General features: G+C 46.6%; 20 protein-coding genes. 15 read left to right on the forward strand and 5 right to left on the reverse strand.

The genetic code is table 11. From position 1 onward, the window contains the following. Positions 1 to 42 precede the first annotated feature (42 nt). Positions 43 to 1,557, reverse strand: a complete 1,515-nt coding sequence (locus QUA34_RS27655) for a dynamin family protein (protein WP_333390405.1) — start codon at positions 1,555 to 1,557, stop codon at positions 43 to 45. A gap of 213 nt (positions 1,558 to 1,770) precedes the next feature. Here QUA34_RS27655 and QUA34_RS27660 point away from each other — a divergent pair, with 213 nt between their 5' ends. From QUA34_RS27660 to QUA34_RS27670, 3 genes are all read left to right on the forward strand, one after another. Beyond that, a complete protein-coding gene (locus tag QUA34_RS27660; RefSeq protein WP_333330621.1) occupies positions 1,771 to 3,168 on the forward strand; it encodes an NB-ARC domain-containing protein in 1,398 nt (465 codons plus the stop codon). 190 nt (positions 3,169 to 3,358) lie between these two features. After that, the gene (locus QUA34_RS27665; protein ID WP_333330623.1) at positions 3,359 to 3,940 is read left to right on the forward strand and encodes a 5-formyltetrahydrofolate cyclo-ligase; all 582 of its coding nucleotides are present in this window, start codon (positions 3,359 to 3,361) and stop codon (positions 3,938 to 3,940) included. An 88-nt stretch (positions 3,941 to 4,028) separates the two neighbouring features. Next, a complete protein-coding gene (locus tag QUA34_RS27670; RefSeq protein ID WP_333330626.1) occupies positions 4,029 to 4,808 on the forward strand; it encodes a fumarylacetoacetate hydrolase family protein in 780 nt (259 codons plus the stop codon). 59 nt (positions 4,809 to 4,867) lie between these two features. Here QUA34_RS27670 and QUA34_RS27675 read toward each other — a convergent pair whose 3' ends face one another. Beyond that, on the reverse strand, positions 4,868 to 5,341 hold the full coding sequence (locus tag QUA34_RS27675; protein WP_333077581.1) for a Tic20 family protein: 474 nt from the start codon (positions 5,339 to 5,341) through the stop codon (positions 4,868 to 4,870). Between the two features lie 142 nt (positions 5,342 to 5,483). After that, on the reverse strand, positions 5,484 to 5,681 hold the full coding sequence (locus tag QUA34_RS27680; protein WP_006631916.1) for a hypothetical protein: 198 nt from the start codon (positions 5,679 to 5,681) through the stop codon (positions 5,484 to 5,486). 168 nt (positions 5,682 to 5,849) lie between these two features. Between QUA34_RS27680 and glyA the strand changes: the two genes are divergently transcribed. The 7 genes from glyA (at position 5,850) to QUA34_RS27715 (ending at position 15,439) form a co-directional block, all read left to right on the forward strand. After that, positions 5,850 to 7,133 (forward strand): serine hydroxymethyltransferase, encoded by a 1,284-nt coding sequence (gene glyA / locus QUA34_RS27685; RefSeq protein WP_333081031.1) that lies wholly within the window; start codon positions 5,850 to 5,852, stop codon positions 7,131 to 7,133. 454 nt (positions 7,134 to 7,587) lie between these two features. Beyond that, positions 7,588 to 8,643: an MraY family glycosyltransferase gene (locus tag QUA34_RS27690; protein WP_333081030.1), complete on the forward strand. Its 1,056-nt coding sequence runs from the start codon at positions 7,588 to 7,590 to the stop codon at positions 8,641 to 8,643. Positions 8,644 to 8,881: 238 nt separating this feature from the next. Further along, positions 8,882 to 10,138, forward strand: coding sequence for a competence/damage-inducible protein A (locus QUA34_RS27695; protein ID WP_333390410.1), 1,257 nt, complete (start codon positions 8,882 to 8,884; stop codon positions 10,136 to 10,138). Positions 10,139 to 10,437: 299 nt separating this feature from the next. After that, positions 10,438 to 10,575 carry a hypothetical protein gene (locus QUA34_RS27700; RefSeq protein WP_333081027.1) on the forward strand — a complete coding sequence of 46 codons (138 nt, stop codon included), beginning with the start codon at positions 10,438 to 10,440 and terminating at the stop codon, positions 10,573 to 10,575. 112 nt (positions 10,576 to 10,687) lie between these two features. Beyond that, entirely contained in the window at positions 10,688 to 11,128 is a 441-nt protein-coding gene (gene aroQ / locus QUA34_RS27705; RefSeq protein ID WP_138920973.1) for a type II 3-dehydroquinate dehydratase, read from the forward strand. 174 nt (positions 11,129 to 11,302) lie between these two features. Further along, entirely contained in the window at positions 11,303 to 12,451 is a 1,149-nt protein-coding gene (locus QUA34_RS27710) for an ADP-ribosylglycohydrolase family protein (RefSeq protein ID WP_333390413.1), read from the forward strand. 432 nt (positions 12,452 to 12,883) lie between these two features. After that, positions 12,884 to 15,439 carry an HDIG domain-containing metalloprotein gene (locus QUA34_RS27715; RefSeq protein ID WP_333330637.1) on the forward strand — a complete coding sequence of 852 codons (2,556 nt, stop codon included), beginning with the start codon at positions 12,884 to 12,886 and terminating at the stop codon, positions 15,437 to 15,439. Between the two features lie 129 nt (positions 15,440 to 15,568). Here the strand turns inward: QUA34_RS27715 and QUA34_RS27720 are convergent, their stop codons facing one another. Next, complete coding sequence (locus tag QUA34_RS27720) at positions 15,569 to 15,724, reverse strand: hypothetical protein (protein WP_333390416.1); 156 nt, start codon at positions 15,722 to 15,724, stop codon at positions 15,569 to 15,571. 87 nt (positions 15,725 to 15,811) lie between these two features. Continuing rightward, positions 15,812 to 16,729: a carbohydrate ABC transporter permease gene (locus QUA34_RS27725; protein WP_445242854.1), complete on the reverse strand. Its 918-nt coding sequence runs from the start codon at positions 16,727 to 16,729 to the stop codon at positions 15,812 to 15,814. A 15-nt stretch (positions 16,730 to 16,744) separates the two neighbouring features. Between QUA34_RS27725 and rpsF the strand changes: the two genes are divergently transcribed. From rpsF to QUA34_RS27750, 5 genes are all read left to right on the forward strand, one after another. Next, positions 16,745 to 17,080 carry a 30S ribosomal protein S6 gene (gene rpsF, locus QUA34_RS27730; protein ID WP_015176119.1) on the forward strand — a complete coding sequence of 112 codons (336 nt, stop codon included), beginning with the start codon at positions 16,745 to 16,747 and terminating at the stop codon, positions 17,078 to 17,080. Positions 17,081 to 17,910: 830 nt separating this feature from the next. Further along, positions 17,911 to 18,105 carry a hypothetical protein gene (locus tag QUA34_RS27735; RefSeq protein WP_015176120.1) on the forward strand — a complete coding sequence of 65 codons (195 nt, stop codon included), beginning with the start codon at positions 17,911 to 17,913 and terminating at the stop codon, positions 18,103 to 18,105. A 61-nt stretch (positions 18,106 to 18,166) separates the two neighbouring features. After that, positions 18,167 to 18,307 (forward strand): hypothetical protein, encoded by a 141-nt coding sequence (locus QUA34_RS27740; RefSeq protein ID WP_015176121.1) that lies wholly within the window; start codon positions 18,167 to 18,169, stop codon positions 18,305 to 18,307. 330 nt (positions 18,308 to 18,637) lie between these two features. Then, positions 18,638 to 19,879: a bifunctional ornithine acetyltransferase/N-acetylglutamate synthase gene (argJ, locus tag QUA34_RS27745; RefSeq protein ID WP_333349752.1), complete on the forward strand. Its 1,242-nt coding sequence runs from the start codon at positions 18,638 to 18,640 to the stop codon at positions 19,877 to 19,879. A 400-nt stretch (positions 19,880 to 20,279) separates the two neighbouring features. Then, a complete protein-coding gene (locus tag QUA34_RS27750) occupies positions 20,280 to 20,600 on the forward strand; it encodes a hypothetical protein (RefSeq protein ID WP_333390419.1) in 321 nt (106 codons plus the stop codon). The last annotated feature ends 72 nt before the right edge of the window (positions 20,601 to 20,672 follow it).

Raw genomic sequence — 20,672 nt, forward strand, 5'->3', positions numbered from 1 at the left:
GCTATAAAAGCGATGGTTAATCCAGATCTGCAAGAACCATCTTTAATTCCTCAAATTTAGACCTGAATCCTTACCTACATCGATCTTTTTTTCTGCATAGGTCTGAAATGATTTGCGGGTATCTTTCTCTAATTCCTTAATTTGTTTGCTCACTTGACTGCGTTTTTGCCGCATTTCTCGCTGACGTTCAGGTTCATTTTTCTCGGCTTTGTCAAGCTCCTTTCGATACTCCTCTATTTTGGCAACAGTTGTTTGATATTGCTCAATCGAGTTAGCGTATTCTTGTTGTTTGTCTTTTTTGACCGCATTGATTTCGCGGTCGATACGAGAGATGACTGGTTTAGGAAGAGTCTCGCAGAGGAGTTGAGTTAAATCATCAAAGAGACGCTGACAGCGCTCCGGCTTTTCTGACCAGAAAGTGAAGAAACGCTTTTGCACATCTTCCTTGGTAATATCCCGCTTTGTTAGCTTCCGACGAAACTCTATAGCAGTTTCATCAAGTTCTTTATACAGTCTGGCTGAAGCTTTATTGAGAATTTTGGGAAGCTCATCGTCAGGGATACTCGGATCGGCGTGTGTCGCCACAATAAAGAAATTTCCTAGCGTCGGAAAGTCGTTGCATTCATTCTCTGGGGCCGGCAACAAACGCAGCAAATTCCGAAGTCGCACCATATCTTGACCATTGATGTGACCCTTGGCAGGAGAAGCATAAAGCAAGACATTAGCAATCTTGGTGGCACTATTAGCTTTCTCAACATCCTTTGATACTTCATCTTGTTTATCAGAGTAACCGGGAAGGTCAATCAGGTTACACGCTCTTAACAAAGGAGCATCTACATAAACTATAGCTGTATGTCCGCCCTCATTGCTGTCATCAGAGTCATCATATTGGTGTACGCCATATTTTTCTAGCAGGTCAAAGGAGCCGAATTGCAAAAAATGCTTCTGACAACGCTCCCGATCCTCTAAATATAGGAAGTCAAAATTTAGCTTGCCGTTTTCATCTTGCCAAAATTTCTCATCAATAATTCCCACGTTTCCATCAAACCATTCGGGGCGACTTTCCACATGACAAACAATGGTAATGACTCTTGTTGCAGGCTGATAGCCTGTTGGCAATACTTTTTGGCCTAAAAGAGTATTAGCAAGATAGGATTTACCAGAGTCAAATGCTCCTGTCAAGACAACATTTGGTTTTTGATAATACTGGTTAATTTGTTCTTGCAGATCGTTAGGTATACGTAGTTCCGTTGGCAATTCTAGCCAAGGTAAAAAAGAATTTTCATCGATATACTGATTAAGTAAATTTAGCCGGCGATAAAGTTCAGCGTAGGGACTGCCTGGTTCAATTCCTGGGAGTGGAGGTATTTCCTCTGACATGGCAGTTGCAATGTCAACACCTAATATTTGCAGCCATTTTACTGCCATTCCCATCGGAACTTGTGCAGGGAACTGCTCATAATTTTTAACCTGTTCTACAGAAATGCCGAGCCCGCTGGCAACTGATTCTTGACTGATACCTTTCTGTTCCCGATAGCGTCTAAAATTAATGTTCATAGCATTCTGCTACCCGCTAGTTTAATCCACAGGAAGTTATTTGTTTTTTATAATTATCTTCTAATTAGGAATTTATCGGAGTCATAAAATGTCAAATTTTATCAGCAATTGAGACGATCGCTCTGTCAGAAAACGTCAGATTGTGTCATCTTTGTCAGAAAATGTCATAAAAAATATGATAAAATAGGCAAAACTTTCACGCCTACCTGACTAATGAACGTTCAAGAAGTCTTGAGATTTGCCGATGACATGGTTTTCGCCAAGACGGGAGAACATTTGGAGGATCTGCAAAAAGCTATCCTGCTGGGTGTATGGAAAGGTCAAAGATACTCTAAAATTGCAGAAGAATCTCACTGCACAGAAGGTCATGTCAGAAATGTCGCATCGGAATTATGGCAACTACTCTCAGATGTATTAGGTGAAAATGTCAATAAATTAAATTTTAGGTCGGCATTGGAGAGGTCGCAATTTGCCTACTTTTCAAATTATGGAAAAAATTCTTTACAGATTGGTAATGTAAATGTCTGTGATAATAGTTTGCAAGCTTCAGAAATTCCAAAAACCCGATCGCCCTCAAGCCCCACCTCAGACATATCCCAACCCCAACCCCGACTAGACTTAGCAGACGCACCTCACATTTCATCATTGTCCGATCGCACATCCGAACTCGCCACCCTCGAAAAATCCATCGTCCAAGACAAGTGCAACCTTGCAGCCATATTAGGAATAAGCGGCATTGGCAAAACCGCCCTTTCCCTCCACCTCATCCAAAAAATTCAGCATAACTTTGAATACGTCATCTGGCGAAGTCTCCGCTACTCCCCACCCTTAGAAACTACCCTAAAAAATCTCCTAGAATTTCTCTTAAATAAACCAGAAATCGAACTCCCTACCAGCATTCCCGATCGCCTTTCCCTGTTAATGGAATATCTGCGAAAAAACCGCTGTCTCATCATCCTCGACGACGTGCAAACCATTCTCAGCAGCGGACAATTAGCAGGAAATTACCGCCCCGAATGCGAAAATTACAGCATCCTCTTCAGACAAATCGGAGAAACAACCCACAACAGTTGTTTAATCCTCAACAGTTGGGAACCCCCCAGAGAAATTACCGCCTTAAAAGGTGAAAATTCACCAGTTCGCAGCTTACAACTCAAAGGCATAGGTACAGCAGCAGCGGAAATTTTCCGACAAAAAAGTTTACTCAATCCTGAAACATGGGAAAACCTAATTAACACCTACCGAGGCAATCCATTGTGGTTAAAAATAGTCGCCACCACCATTCAAGAAATATTCCGAGGTAGGGTTGCAGAATTTTTAAAATATGATAGGCTATTCTTAGGGGAAGAATTGGCAGCAACATTGTACCCGCAGATAAATCGTTTGTCAGAATTAGAGAAAAAGCTAATCTCCCGACTCAGCCGCGAAGCCAATTCAGTTTCAATAGAGCAATTGCTACAAGATGCCGATTTATCGCCCTCTGAGTTATTCAACGGGCTGCAATCTTTGGGGAGGCGATCGTTAGTTGAAAGAGAAGAACAGGAGAATGAAACGCTATTCAGTGTTTGTCCTGTGGTGAGACAATATGTGCTCTCAAATCCAGTTGGTTGATACTTTCCGACAGTCCGGCAGTCCGGCAGGGTTTCAACCCCTGCCTCAAAGCTAAAGTCGGTTAAAACCGACTGCAGAGTGTGATGAAAATGCAATTAATTTTAGTCCTCTTTTAGAGGACTTTCGCTGTGAGACATGGGTTTTTAACCCCTGTCAGACTGGAAGTCAAAGGAGAGATCCGATCGCAAATATGAATACTGCTGAACCTTCATTAACTAAAACCGAATTAAGAAAATCGCTCCTCCACACCCGCAAATCCCTATCAGCACAAGAATGGAGACAAAAGAGCGCGAGCATCTGCAATCACCTGCAAAACTCGCCCCTATTCACCCAAGCAAAAACAATCCTCGCCTACTTCAGTTGTCGCCAAGAACCCGATTTAAGTCCCCTATTTGTAACTCCCCGCAAATGGGGATTTCCCCGCTGTGTCGGCAAAGAGCTATCCTGGCACATCTGGCAGCCCGGAGATGCTTTACATACTGGAGCTTATGGCATACTCGAACCCCTGCCGGATGCTTCTAAAATAGACCACTCAGAAGTAGATTTAATGCTCGTACCCGCAGTAGGCTGCGATGTTCGCGGCTATCGCTTGGGCTACGGGGGTGGCTATTACGATCGAATGCTTAGTTTAGCTGAGTGGGAATCAAAAGTTACGATCGGCATTATCTTTGAATTTGCCTTGGTCGCCCAACTACCAGTTGACTGCTGGGATAAACCGCTGCACAGCATTTGTACAGAAAGTGGTTGCAAAATTGCACAGCGAAAATCTTAAACGGGCATAAACAAATTAATTTTCCGCAATTATGCCTATATCCTCTTAATCTAGAATCTAGAATCTAAAACCTAAAATCTAAAATAGTATGGCCCAGCGCTACGTTCGAGTCAAAACAACACAAGGACACATCCATTACGGTTTACTGCAACTGGGCCACAGCGTTCAAGTATTTGATGCACCGCCCTGGTTAAAAGGACAACCAACCGATTTGGAACTTTCACCAGATACTTACCAAATTCTCGCCCCGTGCGCTCCCTCAAAAATTGTAGCCGTAGGCAAAAATTATGTCGATCACGCCGCCGAGATGGGAACCCCAGTACCGGAAGAACCCCTGCTGTTTTTCAAGCCTCCGAGTGCCGTCATCCCAGCAGGTGCAGAGATTCGTTATCCGCAGCAGTCGGAAAGGGTAGACTACGAGGGAGAATTAGCCCTGGTAATTGGCGAACATTGTACCAACTGCACTCCCGAACAAGCACACAGCAAAATTTGGGGCTATACCATCGCCAACGACGTAACAGCCAGAGATTTGCAAAAGCGGGACAACCAGTGGGCGAGGGCCAAAGGGTTCGATACTTTTTGTCCCTTGGGGCCTTGGATTGTCCGCGAACTGAGTCCTGCTGCACAACTGCAGACTTTTGTCAATGAGAGCGAGCGACCGGTACAGTCATCCCCGATCGATCGCATGGTATTTTCCCCAGACTTTCTCGTCTCCTACATCAGTCAAATTATGACCCTAATTCCCGGTGATGTGATACTGACGGGAACGCCGCAAGGAGTAGGGCCACTACAAATAGGCGATCGAGTCCGCATCGAAATTGAAGGCATCGGCAGTCTTGAAAATACAGTAGTTATTAGTAATGGGTAATTGGTAATTATCACCAACAACGGTCACCGGTCAACTGTCAACGGTCAACTGTCAACTAACTAACGAACCTGCATATAAACAGCATCCGAAAGCGGAGGAATCTCTGCATAGCGTCCCAAAAGCGACTGCACGACTGCATAGACAAATGCAGCAAAAGCGCCCAAAAACACCATGTTATACAGAGTTTCCGCAATAAATGCGACTTGAACGCCGTTAGAAAAAATCGGCAAAACCAGACCACACAGCATCAAAACAATGTCTAAAAGAATCGCCTGCATCGCATTAAAACGAATGAAGTGACTGATGTTTTCGTTTCTAACTACTCCTAAATACAGAGCAAAGAAGATAATCAAGCTAGCAAAGGGCAAACTATAAATTTGCATCAATGGAGCTAGCGGTATCAACAACAGTTGCAGGACAGGAAACTGTGTAAACAGAAACCTGCCAAAGGCAAGCCCGTCAACCAACGGGAGCAAATAAGGCAAAGAAGCAAAAATCCGGTCTGGAACAGTTGTAGATCCGCGCCAAGTCATAATGAACTCTCCTGAGTCGATCGATTAACTATGAATTCCATTAAACTCAGGATAACGCAGCAGCAGGGTTTGTGTTCCGACTCGCCCGGAATTGGCTTTTTACTCAGCGGGGAGCAGCCTCAACTACCAAGGGCAGGCTTTCTTATTTAATATTGGCAATGACGAAGCCCATTTGACACTCGTACCGATCGGGCAAATTTTCCGTAGGTTTAGCAACTGGATGTCCACAGCGAAGCTCTCCACCACTCCAGCGCGGTTGCCCAGTGCGATCTGCCAGCAAACAACTTTGGCAAACACACTGAGGGGCAAGCATCTGATTTTCCATTAAAATGACTAACATTTGATACCTCCGGCAGGTTTCACACCAGTAATTTCATTGTATGTCAGGAGTTGGGGACAAACCGCTTAACCTGAACACAACGTAATATTTATGTCAATGGTGCGAAATCCGTAGTACGGTATAAGATCCCCAATTCCCAATCCCAAAACTGTCAAGAGGTTGATTATTGTGACGGACACTAACTTAGAATTCCTTTCCAAAACCGATCCGCTGATTGCCGATTTAATCGGGCAAGAGCTCCAGCGGCAGCGAGACCACCTAGAACTCATCGCCAGCGAAAACTTTACCTCCGCAGCGGTAATGGCCGCTCAAGGCTCAGTGCTGACCAATAAATACGCCGAAGGACTGCCAGCGAAACGGTACTACGGCGGTTGCGAATTTATTGACGGCATCGAGCAAATTGCGATCGATCGCGCCAAACAGCTATTTGGAGCCGCTCACGCCAACGTCCAGCCCCACTCCGGCGCTCAAGCCAACTTTGCAGTGTTTTTGAGCTTGCTGGAACCCGGAGACGGAATTATGGGCATGGATTTGTCCCACGGCGGCCACTTGACCCACGGTTCACCGGTCAACGTATCCGGCAAATGGTTCAAAGCTTTTCACTACGGCGTCAGCCAAGAAACAGAACAGCTCGACTACGACGAAATTTTGGCACTTGCCAAAGAAAACCGACCGAAATTGCTAATTTGTGGCTATTCAGCATATTCGCGAATTATCGACTTTGAGAAGTTTAGAGCGATCGCCGACGAAATCGGAGCCTACCTGCTCGCCGACATCGCCCACATCGCCGGGTTAGTCGCCACAGGGCATCACCCCAACCCCCTTCCCCACTGTCACGCAGTCACCACCACCACTCACAAAACCCTGCGCGGCCCCCGTGGTGGCTTGATTATGACCAATGACCCGGAATTAGGTAAAAAGTTTGACAAAGCAGTTTTCCCCGGTACTCAAGGTGGGCCCTTAGAACACGTCATTGCGGGCAAAGCAGTAGCTTTCGGCGAAGCATTAAAGCCTGAATTTAAAACTTATTCCGGTCAAGTAATTGAAAATGCAAGGGCTTTAGCGGCACAGTTGCAGCAGCGGGGTTTAAAACTCGTTTCCGGTGGCACGGACAATCACTTAATGCTAGTTGATTTGCGATCGGCAAATATGACAGGCAAGCGAGCGGACCAATTAGTCAGCGGTGTGAATATTACTGCTAATAAAAATACCGTGCCTTTCGATCCGGCATCGCCCTTTGTAACCAGCGGTTTGAGACTCGGTTCGCCGGCGATGACCACCAGGGGAATGGGAACAGCAGAATTTACCGAGATTGGCAATATTATTGCCGATCGCCTGCTAAATCCAGATGATGAAAGCGTCGCAGCCGACTGCCTGCGTCGAGTAGCAGCACTGTGCGATCGCTTCCCCTTATATCCCCACTTGTACTTGAAAGTGCCGGCATTAGCTTAATTTTCCTGATCGGCAATGGGAAATTGGTAGTTGGAAGTGTACGGGTAAAAGGGTAAAAGAGCAGGAAAAGATTGAGAGTTGCCGGTAGCGATATTGACAAGCGGTTTTCACCAAAAATATCGATCGCCAATACGGTTTTTAGTAAAGATATTTGTCGGGCGGGGCTGGTTTGACTAACGGTATTTGTCGGTTGCGAAAGATACCGCTCAACTGGGCCCGCTCGCCAAATATCGACTTTTTTGCTCGCGAAAAAGTCGATATTTCAAATCGTTAATTCGAGAGTTATGAATGAAAAACCTGACAATTCGCCCCAGGGCAACTGCCATTGCGGCAAATCTCCGACTCCCAAACCCCCAGTCGCTCTTCAAGATGTTTCCTTGTTATAAGCCATCTGAAATGTAGTAGACTCTGCCTGACAGCCTAATTGCCCCGCACTATTTAAAATTGATTTCAGATGCCGTACCAGTATCTGTACCACATACTCGCTTTTCTGGTTTCTGCGATCGTCGTCCTCTGGAGTACACCAATAGTCAAAAAAATTGGTCTCAAAAGCGGGCGAGTCGATCGGCCAGGCGAGCGAAAAGTCCACAAGCGCCCTATGGTCCGCTTGGGAGGAGTTTCCATCTTTCTCGGCACTATCATTGCCCTCTTATTTGTCTGGCTCTCAGGAGGCTTCATCGATGCTAACGGACAAGTTCTCAATCCCAAAGACGAATACGAAATTTGGGGAGTCACCCTCGGCGGCATCGGATTCTTCCTCATCGGTTTAGCAGACGACCTATTTTCACTCTCGGCCTTAAAACGCTTGCTCATGCAAGTTGGCGTATCCAGCATCGTTTGGATGGCAGGCGTACAAATTGAGTTTCTGACAGTTCCCTCCTTGGGACTGACTAATATTGGCTGGCTGAGCTTGCCAATTACCGTGATTTGGCTCGTCGGCATGGCGAATGCCATCAACTGGATTGACGGTTTGGACGGTTTAGCTGCCGGAGTTTCAGGGATTGCAGCAGTTGTAATGCTGATTGTCAGTCTGGCGATGCACCAACCGGCGGCGGCCCTGATTGCAGCGGCTTTAGCTGGCGGGGCCTTGGGATTTCTGCGCTACAACTTCAATCCGGCTCAAATCTTTATGGGAGATGGCGGGGCTTATTTTATCGGGTTTACTCTCGCTGGAGTGGGAGTAATTGGGTTAGTTAAAACTACGGCTGTTACTTCTGTGTTGCTGCCATATTTAATTTTAGCTGTACCGATTTTAGATATGTCGGCGGTGATTCTCGATCGACTTCGCAACGGCAAGTCACCGTTTATTGCTGACAAGCGCCACCTTCACCACCGACTTCTACAAGCCGGACTATCCCATCGATTTGCGGTTTTATTTATTTACTCGCTGACACTGTGGGTTGGAAGTTTAGCCCTAGCTTTTTCCGTTCCCAGTGGCGTAATTTACGCTATGGGTGCAACCAGTTTGCTGGGATATGCTAGCTGGAAAGTTTGGAGACACGCTCGATAGTCATTAGTCCTTAGTCATTAGTCCTTAGTCATTAGTCATTAGTCAATGGTTAGTTGTTTGTTATTTGTTCTAATAACTAATGCCCCATGCCCAATGCCCTGTTTGGCCAATGCCCAATGCCCCATGCCCCATGCCCAGAGTCCAGTGCCCTGTTTGGCCAATGCCCTGTTTGGCCAATTCCCAATTACCAATGCCCAATTCCCCAATCTAAAATCCAAAATCTAAAATCTAAAATTGAATGGTTGCTGAAATTATTTGTGTTGGCACTGAATTGCTGTTAGGCGATATTCTTAATAGCAATGCCCAGTTTTTAGCCAAAGAATTAGCGAGTCTGGGAATCCCTCACTACTATCAAACAGTGGTGGGGGACAATCCAGAACGCATCAAACAAGTGTTAGAAATTGCCGTCAGTCGATCGCAGCTTTTGCTCTTCACCGGAGGCCTGGGCCCCACACCAGACGACCTCACAGTCGAAACGATCGCCGATTTTTTTGGGGTTCCTCTCATCGAAAAGCCGGAAATTATCGCAGATATCGAATACAAATATGCCCAGCGGGGACGCACCATGAGCCCCAGCAATCGCAAACAAGCTTTAATTCCAGAAAGTGCGGACATTCTGCCAAACCGCAGCGGTTCTGCACCGGGCATTATTTGGCAGCCGGTTTCTGACGTGACAGTAATGACATTTCCCGGCGTACCGGCGGAAATGCACTTGATGTGGCGAGAAACCGCCGTTCCTTACCTGAAAAATGGCGGCTGGTGTAGCGCCACTATTTACAGCCGCACATTAAAATTTTGGGGGATTGCTGAGTCGGCATTGGCGGAAAAAGTAGATAGTTTTCTGAATTTAACTAATCCTACTGTGGCTCCCTACGCCAATCACGGCGAAGTCAAACTGCGGATTTCGGCCCGCGCGGAGTCCTCCGTGGCTGCGAAAAACGTGATTGAGCCGATCGAACAACAATTGCGGCAAATTGCCGGCTTAGACTGTTACGGTGCTGATAGCGATACCCTCGCTTCCACTGTCGGCCAACTGTTGCTGGATGCGGGACAAACTCTTAGCGTTGCTGAATCCTGCACCGGAGGAGGATTGGGGGCGATGCTGACTGGTGTTCCCGGCAGTTCTTGCTACTTTTTAGGCGGGATTATTTCTTACGACAATCGGGTTAAGGAAGGATTATTAGGTGTTAATCCCCAAGATTTAGCCGAATTTGGCGCAGTCAGCCACCAAGTGGCAAAACAAATGGCTGCGGGAGTTCGCGCCAGCCTCAATACCGATTGGGGATTGAGCATTACAGGCATCGCCGGGCCCGGAGGCGGCACAGATGCTAAGCCTGTCGGACTGGTTTATGTCGGTTTAGCGGGGCCCCACGGGGACGCAGAAAGTTTTGAATACCGTTTTGGCGATGCCAGAGGCCGCGATTGGATTCGGAATCTGAGTAGCTGTACGGCGCTCGATCGGCTCCGGCGTAAATTATTGCTGGCAAAAGCGTAGAAAAAATCCTACGATTGGTCAATTGTCAACAGTCAATCGTAAGCTTAAGCTTTATTTAAGACTCTATACTCTGATATAATTCGGCAATTTTCCTTTTGCCTCTTGATTATCTGTAAAGATTCGTTATGATAATAAGATAGGACTGATTGGCCAATATACTGAATCTCTCCATTGCTCAAAATAACCAGCAAGCGAGAAAGCAAGTTTGACCTTTGGTTTCAAAGTCGTGCCTGCTTATTTTCAGATATTTAGCCGTCGGTTTAGCAATCTAGACTATAAAAAAAGGAGCTATCCGTTCAATGGAAGACATTGAAAAGGTGCTGGAAGAAATTAAAGAATGGGTTCGCAAGCTGATAGAAGGACTGCTGAGTCCCGATCCTGAACCGGAACTTGAACCGATTCGTATTCCTGTCAACCAACCAAGGAATCGCAGGTAGTCGGGACTGAATTAGAAGCTTAAGGTTTAAGGTTTGACGTTTGAGGTGGCAGGGTGGTTCTAAATCCCATGTCAAAACTCTCATAATTTTTGTTGCGCTGGAAATTTTAAAATTGTTAAATATCCTGGTACTTCACGGCCCTAATCTGAATCTATTGGGTCAGCGAGAACCTGGAGTTTATGGTTCTGCGACTTTAAATGATATCAACAAGTTGCTAGAACGAGAAGCGCAAGCCCTCCAGGTGCAAGTCTCAATTCAGCAGTCGAATCATGAAGGGGTGTTGGTGGATGCAATTCACTCGATGTTAGGGCAGCACCAAGGCTTATTGATTAATGCTGGAGCTTATACTCATACGAGTGTGGCAATTAGAGACGCGATCGCCGCAGTGAATATCCCTGCGGTAGAAGTTCATCTGAGCAATATTTATCGGCGGGAAGCTTTTCGGCATCACTCGTTTATCGCAGCGGTGGCGATCGGGCAAATCAGCGGTTTTGGCTCAGAAAGTTATCGGCTGGGGCTGCAAGCTCTAGTTAGTTACCTGATTAAAAATTAGAAATTTACCGATTGTAGCGATCGGATAAGGGCAGGTTTTAGATGGAAAACCAGCCCTTATATGTTTGGGTTGAATTCAAATTAATCACAAAAGTTACGCAAAGAAGGAAACCAGGAAGAATTCTAAATTACCAATTACCAATTACCAATTACTAACAACTTGAGTTAAATTCAAATGCGGCATTCCCTGTTGAGCAAGTTTCAAGGAACCATCCTAGGGGCAGTTTTAGGAGACTCTATAGGCCTGCAATACCAGAGGCAACTCGTGGGTATTCCCCCCCAAACAGAAGACTTGCAGCCGATTTTACAACTGACGAAACACCAACAATTGACCGTAAGTGGCGCAACATTGGCGTTGAATTCTGTCAACAGTAAAATCCCAACTCGCAGAGACTCATCCGCATCCGGGAGACTTGCGGTAGCGTGTGTTCAAAGTTTAATTCGGTGTAGGGGTTTAGATTTAAAAGATTGGCGCGATACTTGGGAAGCATTTGCCAAGTCGGAAATCTACCATCCCCGCAACAGTGAGTTTCAAACCCTGCTTAACCCTGGTGAAGCTGCTGTTGCTGCGCTGCCATCCGCGATGTTTTTTCACGAAAATAAAGCCAAGCTGCGAGAAAAAATCATGCTGGCGATAGAGGTTTGGCACCACGAAAACCAGCCAGAATGGGAAACAGCAATTTTAGCAGTAGCATATACGATCGCCCGCTCTCTCAAAGAAAGACTTGACCCCGCGACAGCGATCGAGCAAACACTTGCCTACCTGAAAACAGATAATGCCTTAACAGAGCTGCTGCTGCAAGTGCAAATACTACTAGAAAAGGGAGCCGATTTAGAAACAGCCGCCACTCATCTGTGCAAAAGCGCCACAGCTTTGCGAGAAAGACAGGGCGAAGGTGAAAAAAAATTACAAACCGAGTCAATTGTCAACCCTGGAAATTTCATTCCCATTGCCTTAGCTTTCTACTGCTTTTTGAACACCCCAGAAGACTTGCGCTTGTCAGTGGTGCGGGCCGCCCGCTGTGGCATAGCTGGACAAATAACCTGCGCTTTGACAGGAGCTTTGTCTGGAGCCTATAACGGCGTTGGTGCGATTCCTGTAGAATGGCGACAGGTATCTTCGGCTGAGGTTAATTCGCTGCAGCTAGCCGACGGCCGAGAACCTTCGCTCTGGGGAACTGGCAGCGATGTAAAAATTGTAGAGTTAGCAAATAACCTGTTTGCTGTTTGGGCAGGAGTTTACAGCCCAGATGCCGGACTGGATTCCGCAGCGCTAGCCCGATCGGTGGCTGCACCTTATGTCATTAGACCTCGTAAAATATAAAGTTTGGAGCTTTTAACGGTAAGGGGACACCAGAAATTAGCAATTAGCCATTAACAACTCAAAAGCGAAAGTGGAAGGAGAGCAACAATTAAAGATTAAAAAGTGAGAAATTAAATGTGAAAAATTAAATCCGACGCCCCTGCCCCAACAAGCCAGGTTTAAACGAGAATAGGGGGTTGGGAAACGAAGAATCTACGGAGAAACGGGGTTTTTAGCCCTCGCGCGCGAGTTCTGTTCAAGATGGATAAGGGAAGCAAAGAAGCTGCTTGCGTTGTGGGCCACCGTCAGGAAAGCCAACTGCTGGCGATAGTCAGACAAAGTGGCCTGGAGGGCTGAATATTCAGCCACGGTAGTTCAGATAAAATCAATCAAGATGCCTAGTCAGAAATTCTGACAAAGCTGCTGGATAACAGTGATATATCTTCGACACAAATGAATACGCTCTCCTCATTGATGCGGCAGATTGAGCAGCTAGGGGCTGCGCGCTCACTGCGCCAACACATTGCTAAAGTGCAAAATGGCTGTAGCAAAGCAGATACAGATCGCGCTGGCGGGCCTCTCCTGAGCCGTTTGTCGCGCCCGAAATGGATTCTTCCCGAGACTTTTACTACTAGATTTACAAGTAAAACCTCCAAATCAAGTCTCAAAAATCAAGCTCGTTCCCCTATGTTGGCGCTGGTAGCGGTAGTTTCCCTAAGCAGCACTCTGGGCCACCGCTTCTACAACCAGCCGAAACTGGATGTGGGGACGAAAGCTCCTCAGACGATTAAGGCTCCTGCTACTGCTAGCGTCCCCGATTACAAAACTACTGAAGAACAGCGGAAAGCAGCGCGGACAGGGGCTGTAGCGATATTAATGCTGGATTCGGCGGTCGATCGACAAATTTATCAAGAATTGCAACAATTTTTGCAGCAGGGAAGCGAGCTACGGGAGGCGGTAGGCCCGTTTCCGTTTGCGAGTACCTCGGCGCTCTCACTTGCGGTCCAGGTTTACTTGCGGGGCTGTCCCGAGTGGGAGTGGCGCTCGATTTTGGCGCAAGCGGGTGACAAAAGGGCAACTTCCGAGCGATTGAGTTTGGATTCCCCGGCAATTGCTGGGGCAACAGATAACAAGTCTCAGCAAGATGCTATCGCTCAACTGCAAGCTTACAGCCGATCGGTCCGGGCAGCAGATTTTCAAAGCCTGACAGACAGTATTTCCTCTGCTCGCCAGCGCTATCTCAATGCTGTGGAGGCGCTGGGAAAACCGTCGGTTTTGGGTCTGCCACAGATTTACGATACTTCGCTGTTTGATTTGTCCGATGAAGCTTGGCAGAAAACCCAAACCGGTATGAGTCGGGCGGCAAAAAGAATGGTGGCTCAAGGTATCCCGCAGGGGTTGCCCAAAGAGATTTTGCAAGAAGCCGTGAAGCTGCAAGTGGCTGATGAAGTGCCGTTAGAGTCCCAAGCTTTGGCGGTGGAGGGTTTAACAGCGATTTTGCAGCCAAATCTGGTGAGAGATCGCGAGGAAACCAAACAGCTAGCTGAATTAGCGGCGCAAAAGGTGAAACCGGTGATGATCGCAGTAGATCAGGGCGAGATAATTGTTGCCCAAGGACAAGAGATCTCGCAGCAAGATTTCGTGTTGCTGGACTATTTTGGTTTAAGTCGGCGGGGGGTGAATTGGCTGGGGCTGACGGGTTTTGTTTGTTTAGTCGCGGGGGCAATTGCGATCGTACTGCTGGTGGAAAGGCACTACCGCTTGCGCCGCAGAGATCATTTGCTATTGCTGCTGCTGACTTTGAGCGCGCCGGTGCTAGTGAGTTTGGGCCTGCCTTGGACGAGTTTGCCGGCGATCGGGATTTTAGCGGGCGGCTTCTACGGTTCGGCAGTGGGAGTGACTGTGGTGGGGTTGCTGTCGGCGCTGCTGCCCGTTGGCTTAAATGTGGACTTGATTCATTTGGTGGCTAGCGGGGCGGGGGGATTGCTGGGCGCTTTTATGGCCGGGCGGCTGCGATCGCGCGAGGAATTGGCTCTTTTGGGCTTGGCTGTTGGATTGACTCAGGGTACGGTTTATCTGGTGGGGACTTTGATTGCCAGCGCGGCTGCCGGTGCGATTTGGTACGTCGTGCTCGGTACGGTGGGCGCGCAAAGTTTGGCCGGTTTGGCTTGGAGCGTTGTGGCGATCGGCGTCAGCCCTTATTTGGAACACGTTTTTGACTTGATTACGCCGATCCGGCTGGCGGAACTTGCCAATCCCAACCGCCCGCTGTTGAAGAAATTGGCTGCCGAGGTTCCGGGGACTTTTCAGCACACGCTGTTTGTGGCGAGTTTGGCGGAGGCTGCGGCCCGGGAACTCGGCTGCAATGTTGAGCTGGTCAGAGCTGGAACATTATACCACGATATTGGAAAAATGCACGACCCGCTCGGATTCTGTGAAAATCAAATGGGTGGGGGCAACAAACACGATGAAATTAATGACCCTTGGGCAAGCGCGGAGATTATTAAAAAGCACGTTACCGAGGGTTTGGTGATGGCGCGGAAGCATCGATTGCCAAAGGCGATTCAGGCGTTTATTCCTGAGCACCAAGGTACAATGTTAATTGCTTACTTCTACCACCAAGCGCAGCAAATTGCTGCACAAGAAATAGAAGATTTAAAGATTGCTTTGCCAGATGCGGATAATTCAAAGTTAACAATCGCAAGTCGCCAAGTGAGGGAGGAGGATTTTCGCTACGATGGGCCGATTCCGCAGTCGCGGGAAACCGGGATTTTGATGCTGGCGGATTCTTGCGAGGCTGCTTTGCGATCGCTCAAGGATGCTACTCATGAAGAGGCTTTGAATATGGTTAATCGGATTTTGAGGGCTCGCTGGCAGGATAATCAGTTGATTGATTCGGATTTGACGCGGGAGGATATGTCTCTAATTGCGGAGATTTTTGTGCGAGTTTGGGAACAGTTCAATCACAAGCGGATTGCTTACCCTAGTGCAGTTTTCACTCCCAGGTAGGAGGAAATGTTTAGTTATTAAAAATCAGTTGGCATTTGAGTTGTGAATGAGATTGCATTGCGATTTGCCGCGCAAATAGTCATGCACTTCAGGATTGTTACTGACAATTACCACAGTTTGTTTGATTCCTCAAACTTCCCAAGAGTCGATATCTCTTTCGCCAGCTAGGTGCGATCGCAATTTTTGCCAGTCTGGGGCATCGATCGCATTTGCAAAAGCGAGGATAATATCTGCAACCGCAGCGCAGTTAACAATCCAGCGGATTTCTGGCAGTTCGTACATCACAAATAAATTTTGTGAGTTTTGAGTTCAAAAGATTTTAATTTTTCACCGCAGAGGAACGCGGATAAACGCCGATTTTTTGTGCTGATTCTATCCTTTGACTCCCGCCGCAGTTTCTGTTGGCACAATGTATTTTTGCAAGAGCAAAAATAGTCCTAAAACTGGAACAATAGAAATAATAGAACCCGCCGCAACTAAACGCCAATCTAAGGAAAATGTCCCGGCTAAATTGGCTACCCCTAAAGGTAAAGTGTAATATTCCGGTCTGTCTAAAACTAGCAGTGGCCACAGAAAGTCGCTCCAAGAACCGATAAATACGAAAATTCCGAGAGTGACTAAAGCTGGCTTAATTGCCGGAATCATGACGTGCCACCAAATGCCTAATTCGCTGCAGCCGTCGATGCGGGCGGCTTCTTCTAGTTCTTTGGGAACTGCTAGGAATGCTTGTCGCAATAAAAATATGCCGAAGGCTGAGGCTAGTCCGGGAAAGATGACGCCTAAATAACTATTTTTGAGTCCGAGTTGTACGGTCAATATGTATAGGGGAATCATGACTATTTGGAAGGGAATCATGATTGTGGAAACGATCGTGATTAAGATGGCTTCGCGGCCGCGAAATTTGAGTCGGGCTAAGGGGTAAGCGGCGAGGGCACAAAAGAGGACGTTGATGCTAACTGTGAGGCCGGCAATTAGGGTGCTGTTGAACAGGTAGCGGCCGAAGGGGTTGGTTTGCCAAACTTTGATGAAGTTTTCGAGGGTTGGCTGTTGTGGCCACAGTTGCGGGGGAAATTGAAAGATGTTTTCGTTGGGGGATTTGAGGGAGGTACTGAGCAGCCACAGCAAGGGAAACAGCATTAAAAGTGCGATCGCGCTCATGATGCTGTACGTCCACAGGGTTCTCCACGGCGAGGGAGTGTTGTTTGGGGAATTTGGTTTTTTAGTTTTGAGATTGTTCATTGTTGGGATATGATGATAAGTCCTTGCTTCGTGAGAAGCCTTGTTGTCCATAAGGGGATTATTGCCATGAAACCGTTTATTTACGAAACTATGTACATTCTGCGCCCTGATTTGGGTGAAGAAATGACAGACCAGGCGATCGCTAAATATCAAACTATTTTGCGCGATCAAGGTGCTGAAAACATCGAAACTCAGCACCGCGGCAAGCGCCGTTTGGCTTACGAAATCGGCAAGCACCGGGATGGAGTATACGTTCAAATGAACTATACAGCTCCGGGCGCTGCAATTTTTACCCTGGAGCGCGCGATGCGTCTGAGCGAAGAAGTGATTCGCTATTTGACGATCAAGCAAGATGTGCCAGATGCACCTGAAGCTGAAGCTGAAGCTGAAGTTGCCGAGTAGCATTCGTGTCAACTTAAGGTTTTCTTTAGTACCAGTCTACTGTTTGACGATTAGGGCAGCTTACTTCTCGGCCCCGGCACGCCTTTTTTAAGGGCTACGCTGTATACACAACTTGAAAAACTAACGTCAGAGTCTTTCGCTCCCCCTGGCATTCTCCTGAAAAAGACGCTAGGGGGATCTCTGGAATTGTGGGTACAGCATAGTTTTTTAAGGGCGGGACTTGATGTTAATTGAAATTATAGGTGAATGGGCGATTGTTTTTCTAGGGGAGGACGATCGCTCTTTTTTTTGGGGAGGCTGCTGGGGCTTAATCTATTTTTATCAACAAAGAAAGCTGGCTTTTTGAGGATGGCGAGGGCGATTCACTTAGCCCAACTCTATTATCTAGTTGACTACAAAAAACTTGACTATGCTTGAGCATAGCTGCTTAATCATTGTAAATCTAATTGTGATTCGCTACTTATTAAATTTACTGTTAACTAAGGCAAATTCGAGTTTCTTGAGAGGCAAAATTCTGCATCTATAACTCTGAACCAAACTATAAAGTTATTTTGGTCACTAGCAATTACGTAGTCGCTAAAAAGTGGCTCTTAGAAGACGAATATGGTCAAGTTTTGCCAACTGCTGCTTGAGGTTGGGCCTGAATCCACGAGCCAAAGCTCGATCGCACTCCCTGCTACCTCGATCGAGATTCTCGCCCCATAGCCCAATTATAAAGTTTTGTGACAATTTTAATTTGGTAGCTTTAGATACAGAATTGTCTGTTATAGTGATAGAAGAGAAGAAAAAACAAGCCCAACATTAATCTAAAGAATACGGAGGAACCGCATATGTCTACTGAAAATCAAGCTCGCTCTCTGATGATGCGCCACCACCAACTGGTGAAGAACCGGCAGCAATCCATGCTCAACCGCACCGCCACCGAAGTCGGCATGGAAGATACGCACTACTGGGGTCACATTCAAGGCAAACCGCAGCCCAGCTTTCAAGCCAGTTACGATCGCAGCCACGCCACTATGAGCTAGGCAAGCTCAATTTCGACAATTGTCTACGAAGTTATTACCTATAATTTGGAGAAACTCAGTTATGTCAACTCAAGAACAAGCCCGCAACCTGATGATGCGCCATCAACACGTCGTTAAAAACCGTCAGGAATCCATGCTGAGCCGTGTGGCTGCTGAAGTTGGTTTAGATGCTGGTTCTCCAGCGAGTATTGATCGCAAATAACTTCTTTTTTCAACGGCGAGATAGTTGAATCGAGTTTGTTGTTTGCTAGCTAAAAATTAATAATGTCAATTACAAAACCATCGCGACTTCTTCTTGAGTTCTAACTCTAGATTGGAAGCCGCGATTAGTTTTATGGGGAATTGGGAATTGGGAATTGGTAATATCTCGCTCGTACTGCTTGTATAGATAGAGAGCCGTTTGAGCAAAGGGTGAGCTAAACGAGAGTTGGATAGCCTCAAAAGTCTACATCACAAACAATAAAAGAGGTTTGTGCCGATAAACTTGATATAATCCCCTTTCAGCAGATTGAAGGCTACTAGGGAGGTCATCATGTCGGACTGGAAAGAAATTGACGGCGGAGTTACAGCACCCAGAGGGTATCGAGCATCGGGAATTACAGCGGGCTTGAAGCCTTCAGGCTTGCCAGATTTAAGTTTAATTTTGTCAGAGGTAGACGCGATCGCCGCCGGAGTCTTCACAACCTCCACTGTCCGGGCCGCTTGTGTGGACTACTGCCGCCAGCGTTTGCAAGCTAAACCCAGCGCGAAAGCAATTTTGTGCAATGCGGGACAAGCTAATGCTGCTACTGGGGAACAAGGTTTGGCAGATGCCCTCGAAAGTGCCAAATTGTTGGGAGAAGCGCTGAATATTCCTCCAGAATCTATTCTTTTGGCCTCCACTGGTGTCATCGGACAGCGGATAAAAATGGAGCCGCTGAGGGCGGGAATTCCGCGATTAGTTGCTGAGGCATCCGAAACTGGTTCCGATGCGGCGGCTAAGGCTATTTGTACGACTGATTTAGTGCCGAAAACGATCGCCCTAGAAACCATGTTTGGCGATCGACCCGTCCGCATCGGCGGCATTTGCAAAGGTTCGGGAATGATTCACCCGAATATGGCAACTATGCTGGCATTTGTAACTTGTGATGCAGCAGTGTCATCGCATTTATGGCAAGAAATGTTGAGTCGGGCCGCTAACAGAAGTTTCAATCAAATTACTGTTGACGGCGATACCAGTACCAACGATTCGCTAATTGCTTTGGCCAACGGTCAATCCCGCACGCCCGCAATTACGGAAATGGGGGCAGATGCTGAAAAATTAGAGGCGATGCTGACAGAAGTTTGCGTGCATTTAGCAAAGGCGATCGCCCGTGACGGCGAAGGTGCAACTTGTTTGGTGGAAGTGCAAGTTAGTGGCGCGCTGGATGAAGTTTCTGCGAGTAAAATTGCCAAAACAATAGTCGGTTCTTCTTTGGTGAAAGCTGCTATTTTCGGACGCGATCCGAATTGGGGCAGAATTGCGGCGGCGGCTGGGCGCGCTGGTGTACCTTTCGATCAAGAGAATTTGCGGATTCAATTAGGGGATTTTTTAATGATGGAAAACGGACAACCTAAAGAGTTCGATCGCGCTGCTGCAAGTAATTATATGAAAGCGGCTGCGGAGGGGGAATATTTGAAGGCTGATACGGTTTTAATTCAGGTTAGTGTGGGGAATGGCAGCGGTTTTGCGAAAGCTTGGGGATGCGATTTGAGTTACGACTACGTGAAGATTAATGCCGAGTATACGACTTAAATAAGTCCAGGCGGTTACAAGTCCGGGCGGTTAGAAACCGCGCCTACACAAACAAAACCAGACGAGAGAAAGTTGAAGGCAAATTTCACACAATTTAAACTAAAATCCCCCCCCCTGGGGGGAAATCCAAAAATCTAAAACTTGTGTTCAGCGAGTAAATATCAGTTTTTTTGCTTCTCCTTTGAAAATCGCTAAAGCTCTTACACCGAGCACCGTTCTATGATTTTCACTAAATATAATAGCTAAAAATCTTATTCAGACTAACTTTCAAGGCTTTTTAAACTTATTACCAATAAGTCTAATGTATCACCTTTTCCAAAAATTGCTAATGCTTATGGGAACAATTTTTCTAACAGTGTATATAGGCGCTTGTGCGTTTCTGCTTATTCGGCAGAGACAAATGATTTTTAAACCGACCTATGACACTTTAGAATTACCCTCAAATTTTAATCTCAAATATGAAGAAGTTTGGTTTTTGGGAAACACTAGGCCTAATTCACAAGACAAATTACATGGATGGTTTATTCCATCGTTAAAACCAGATACAGAAGTTGGAACTATTCTATATTTTCATGGGTCGGGAACAAATATTAGCAATCCGATTTATATTCGAGATGTGGCACAGCTCAACAAACTAGGATTTTCTGTCTTTATATTTGATTACCGAGGTTATGGTCAAAGCGGGGGAGATTTTCCCTCTGAATTTAGCATTTATGAGTAAGGATTCAGGTCTAAATTTGAGGAATTAAAGATGGTTCTTGCAGATCTGGATTAACCATCGCTTTTATAGCTT

Origin of the sequence: Microcoleus sp. POL10_C6 (assembly GCF_036701585.1) — a bacterium.
Taxonomy (GTDB): domain Bacteria; phylum Cyanobacteriota; class Cyanobacteriia; order Cyanobacteriales; family Microcoleaceae; genus Microcoleus.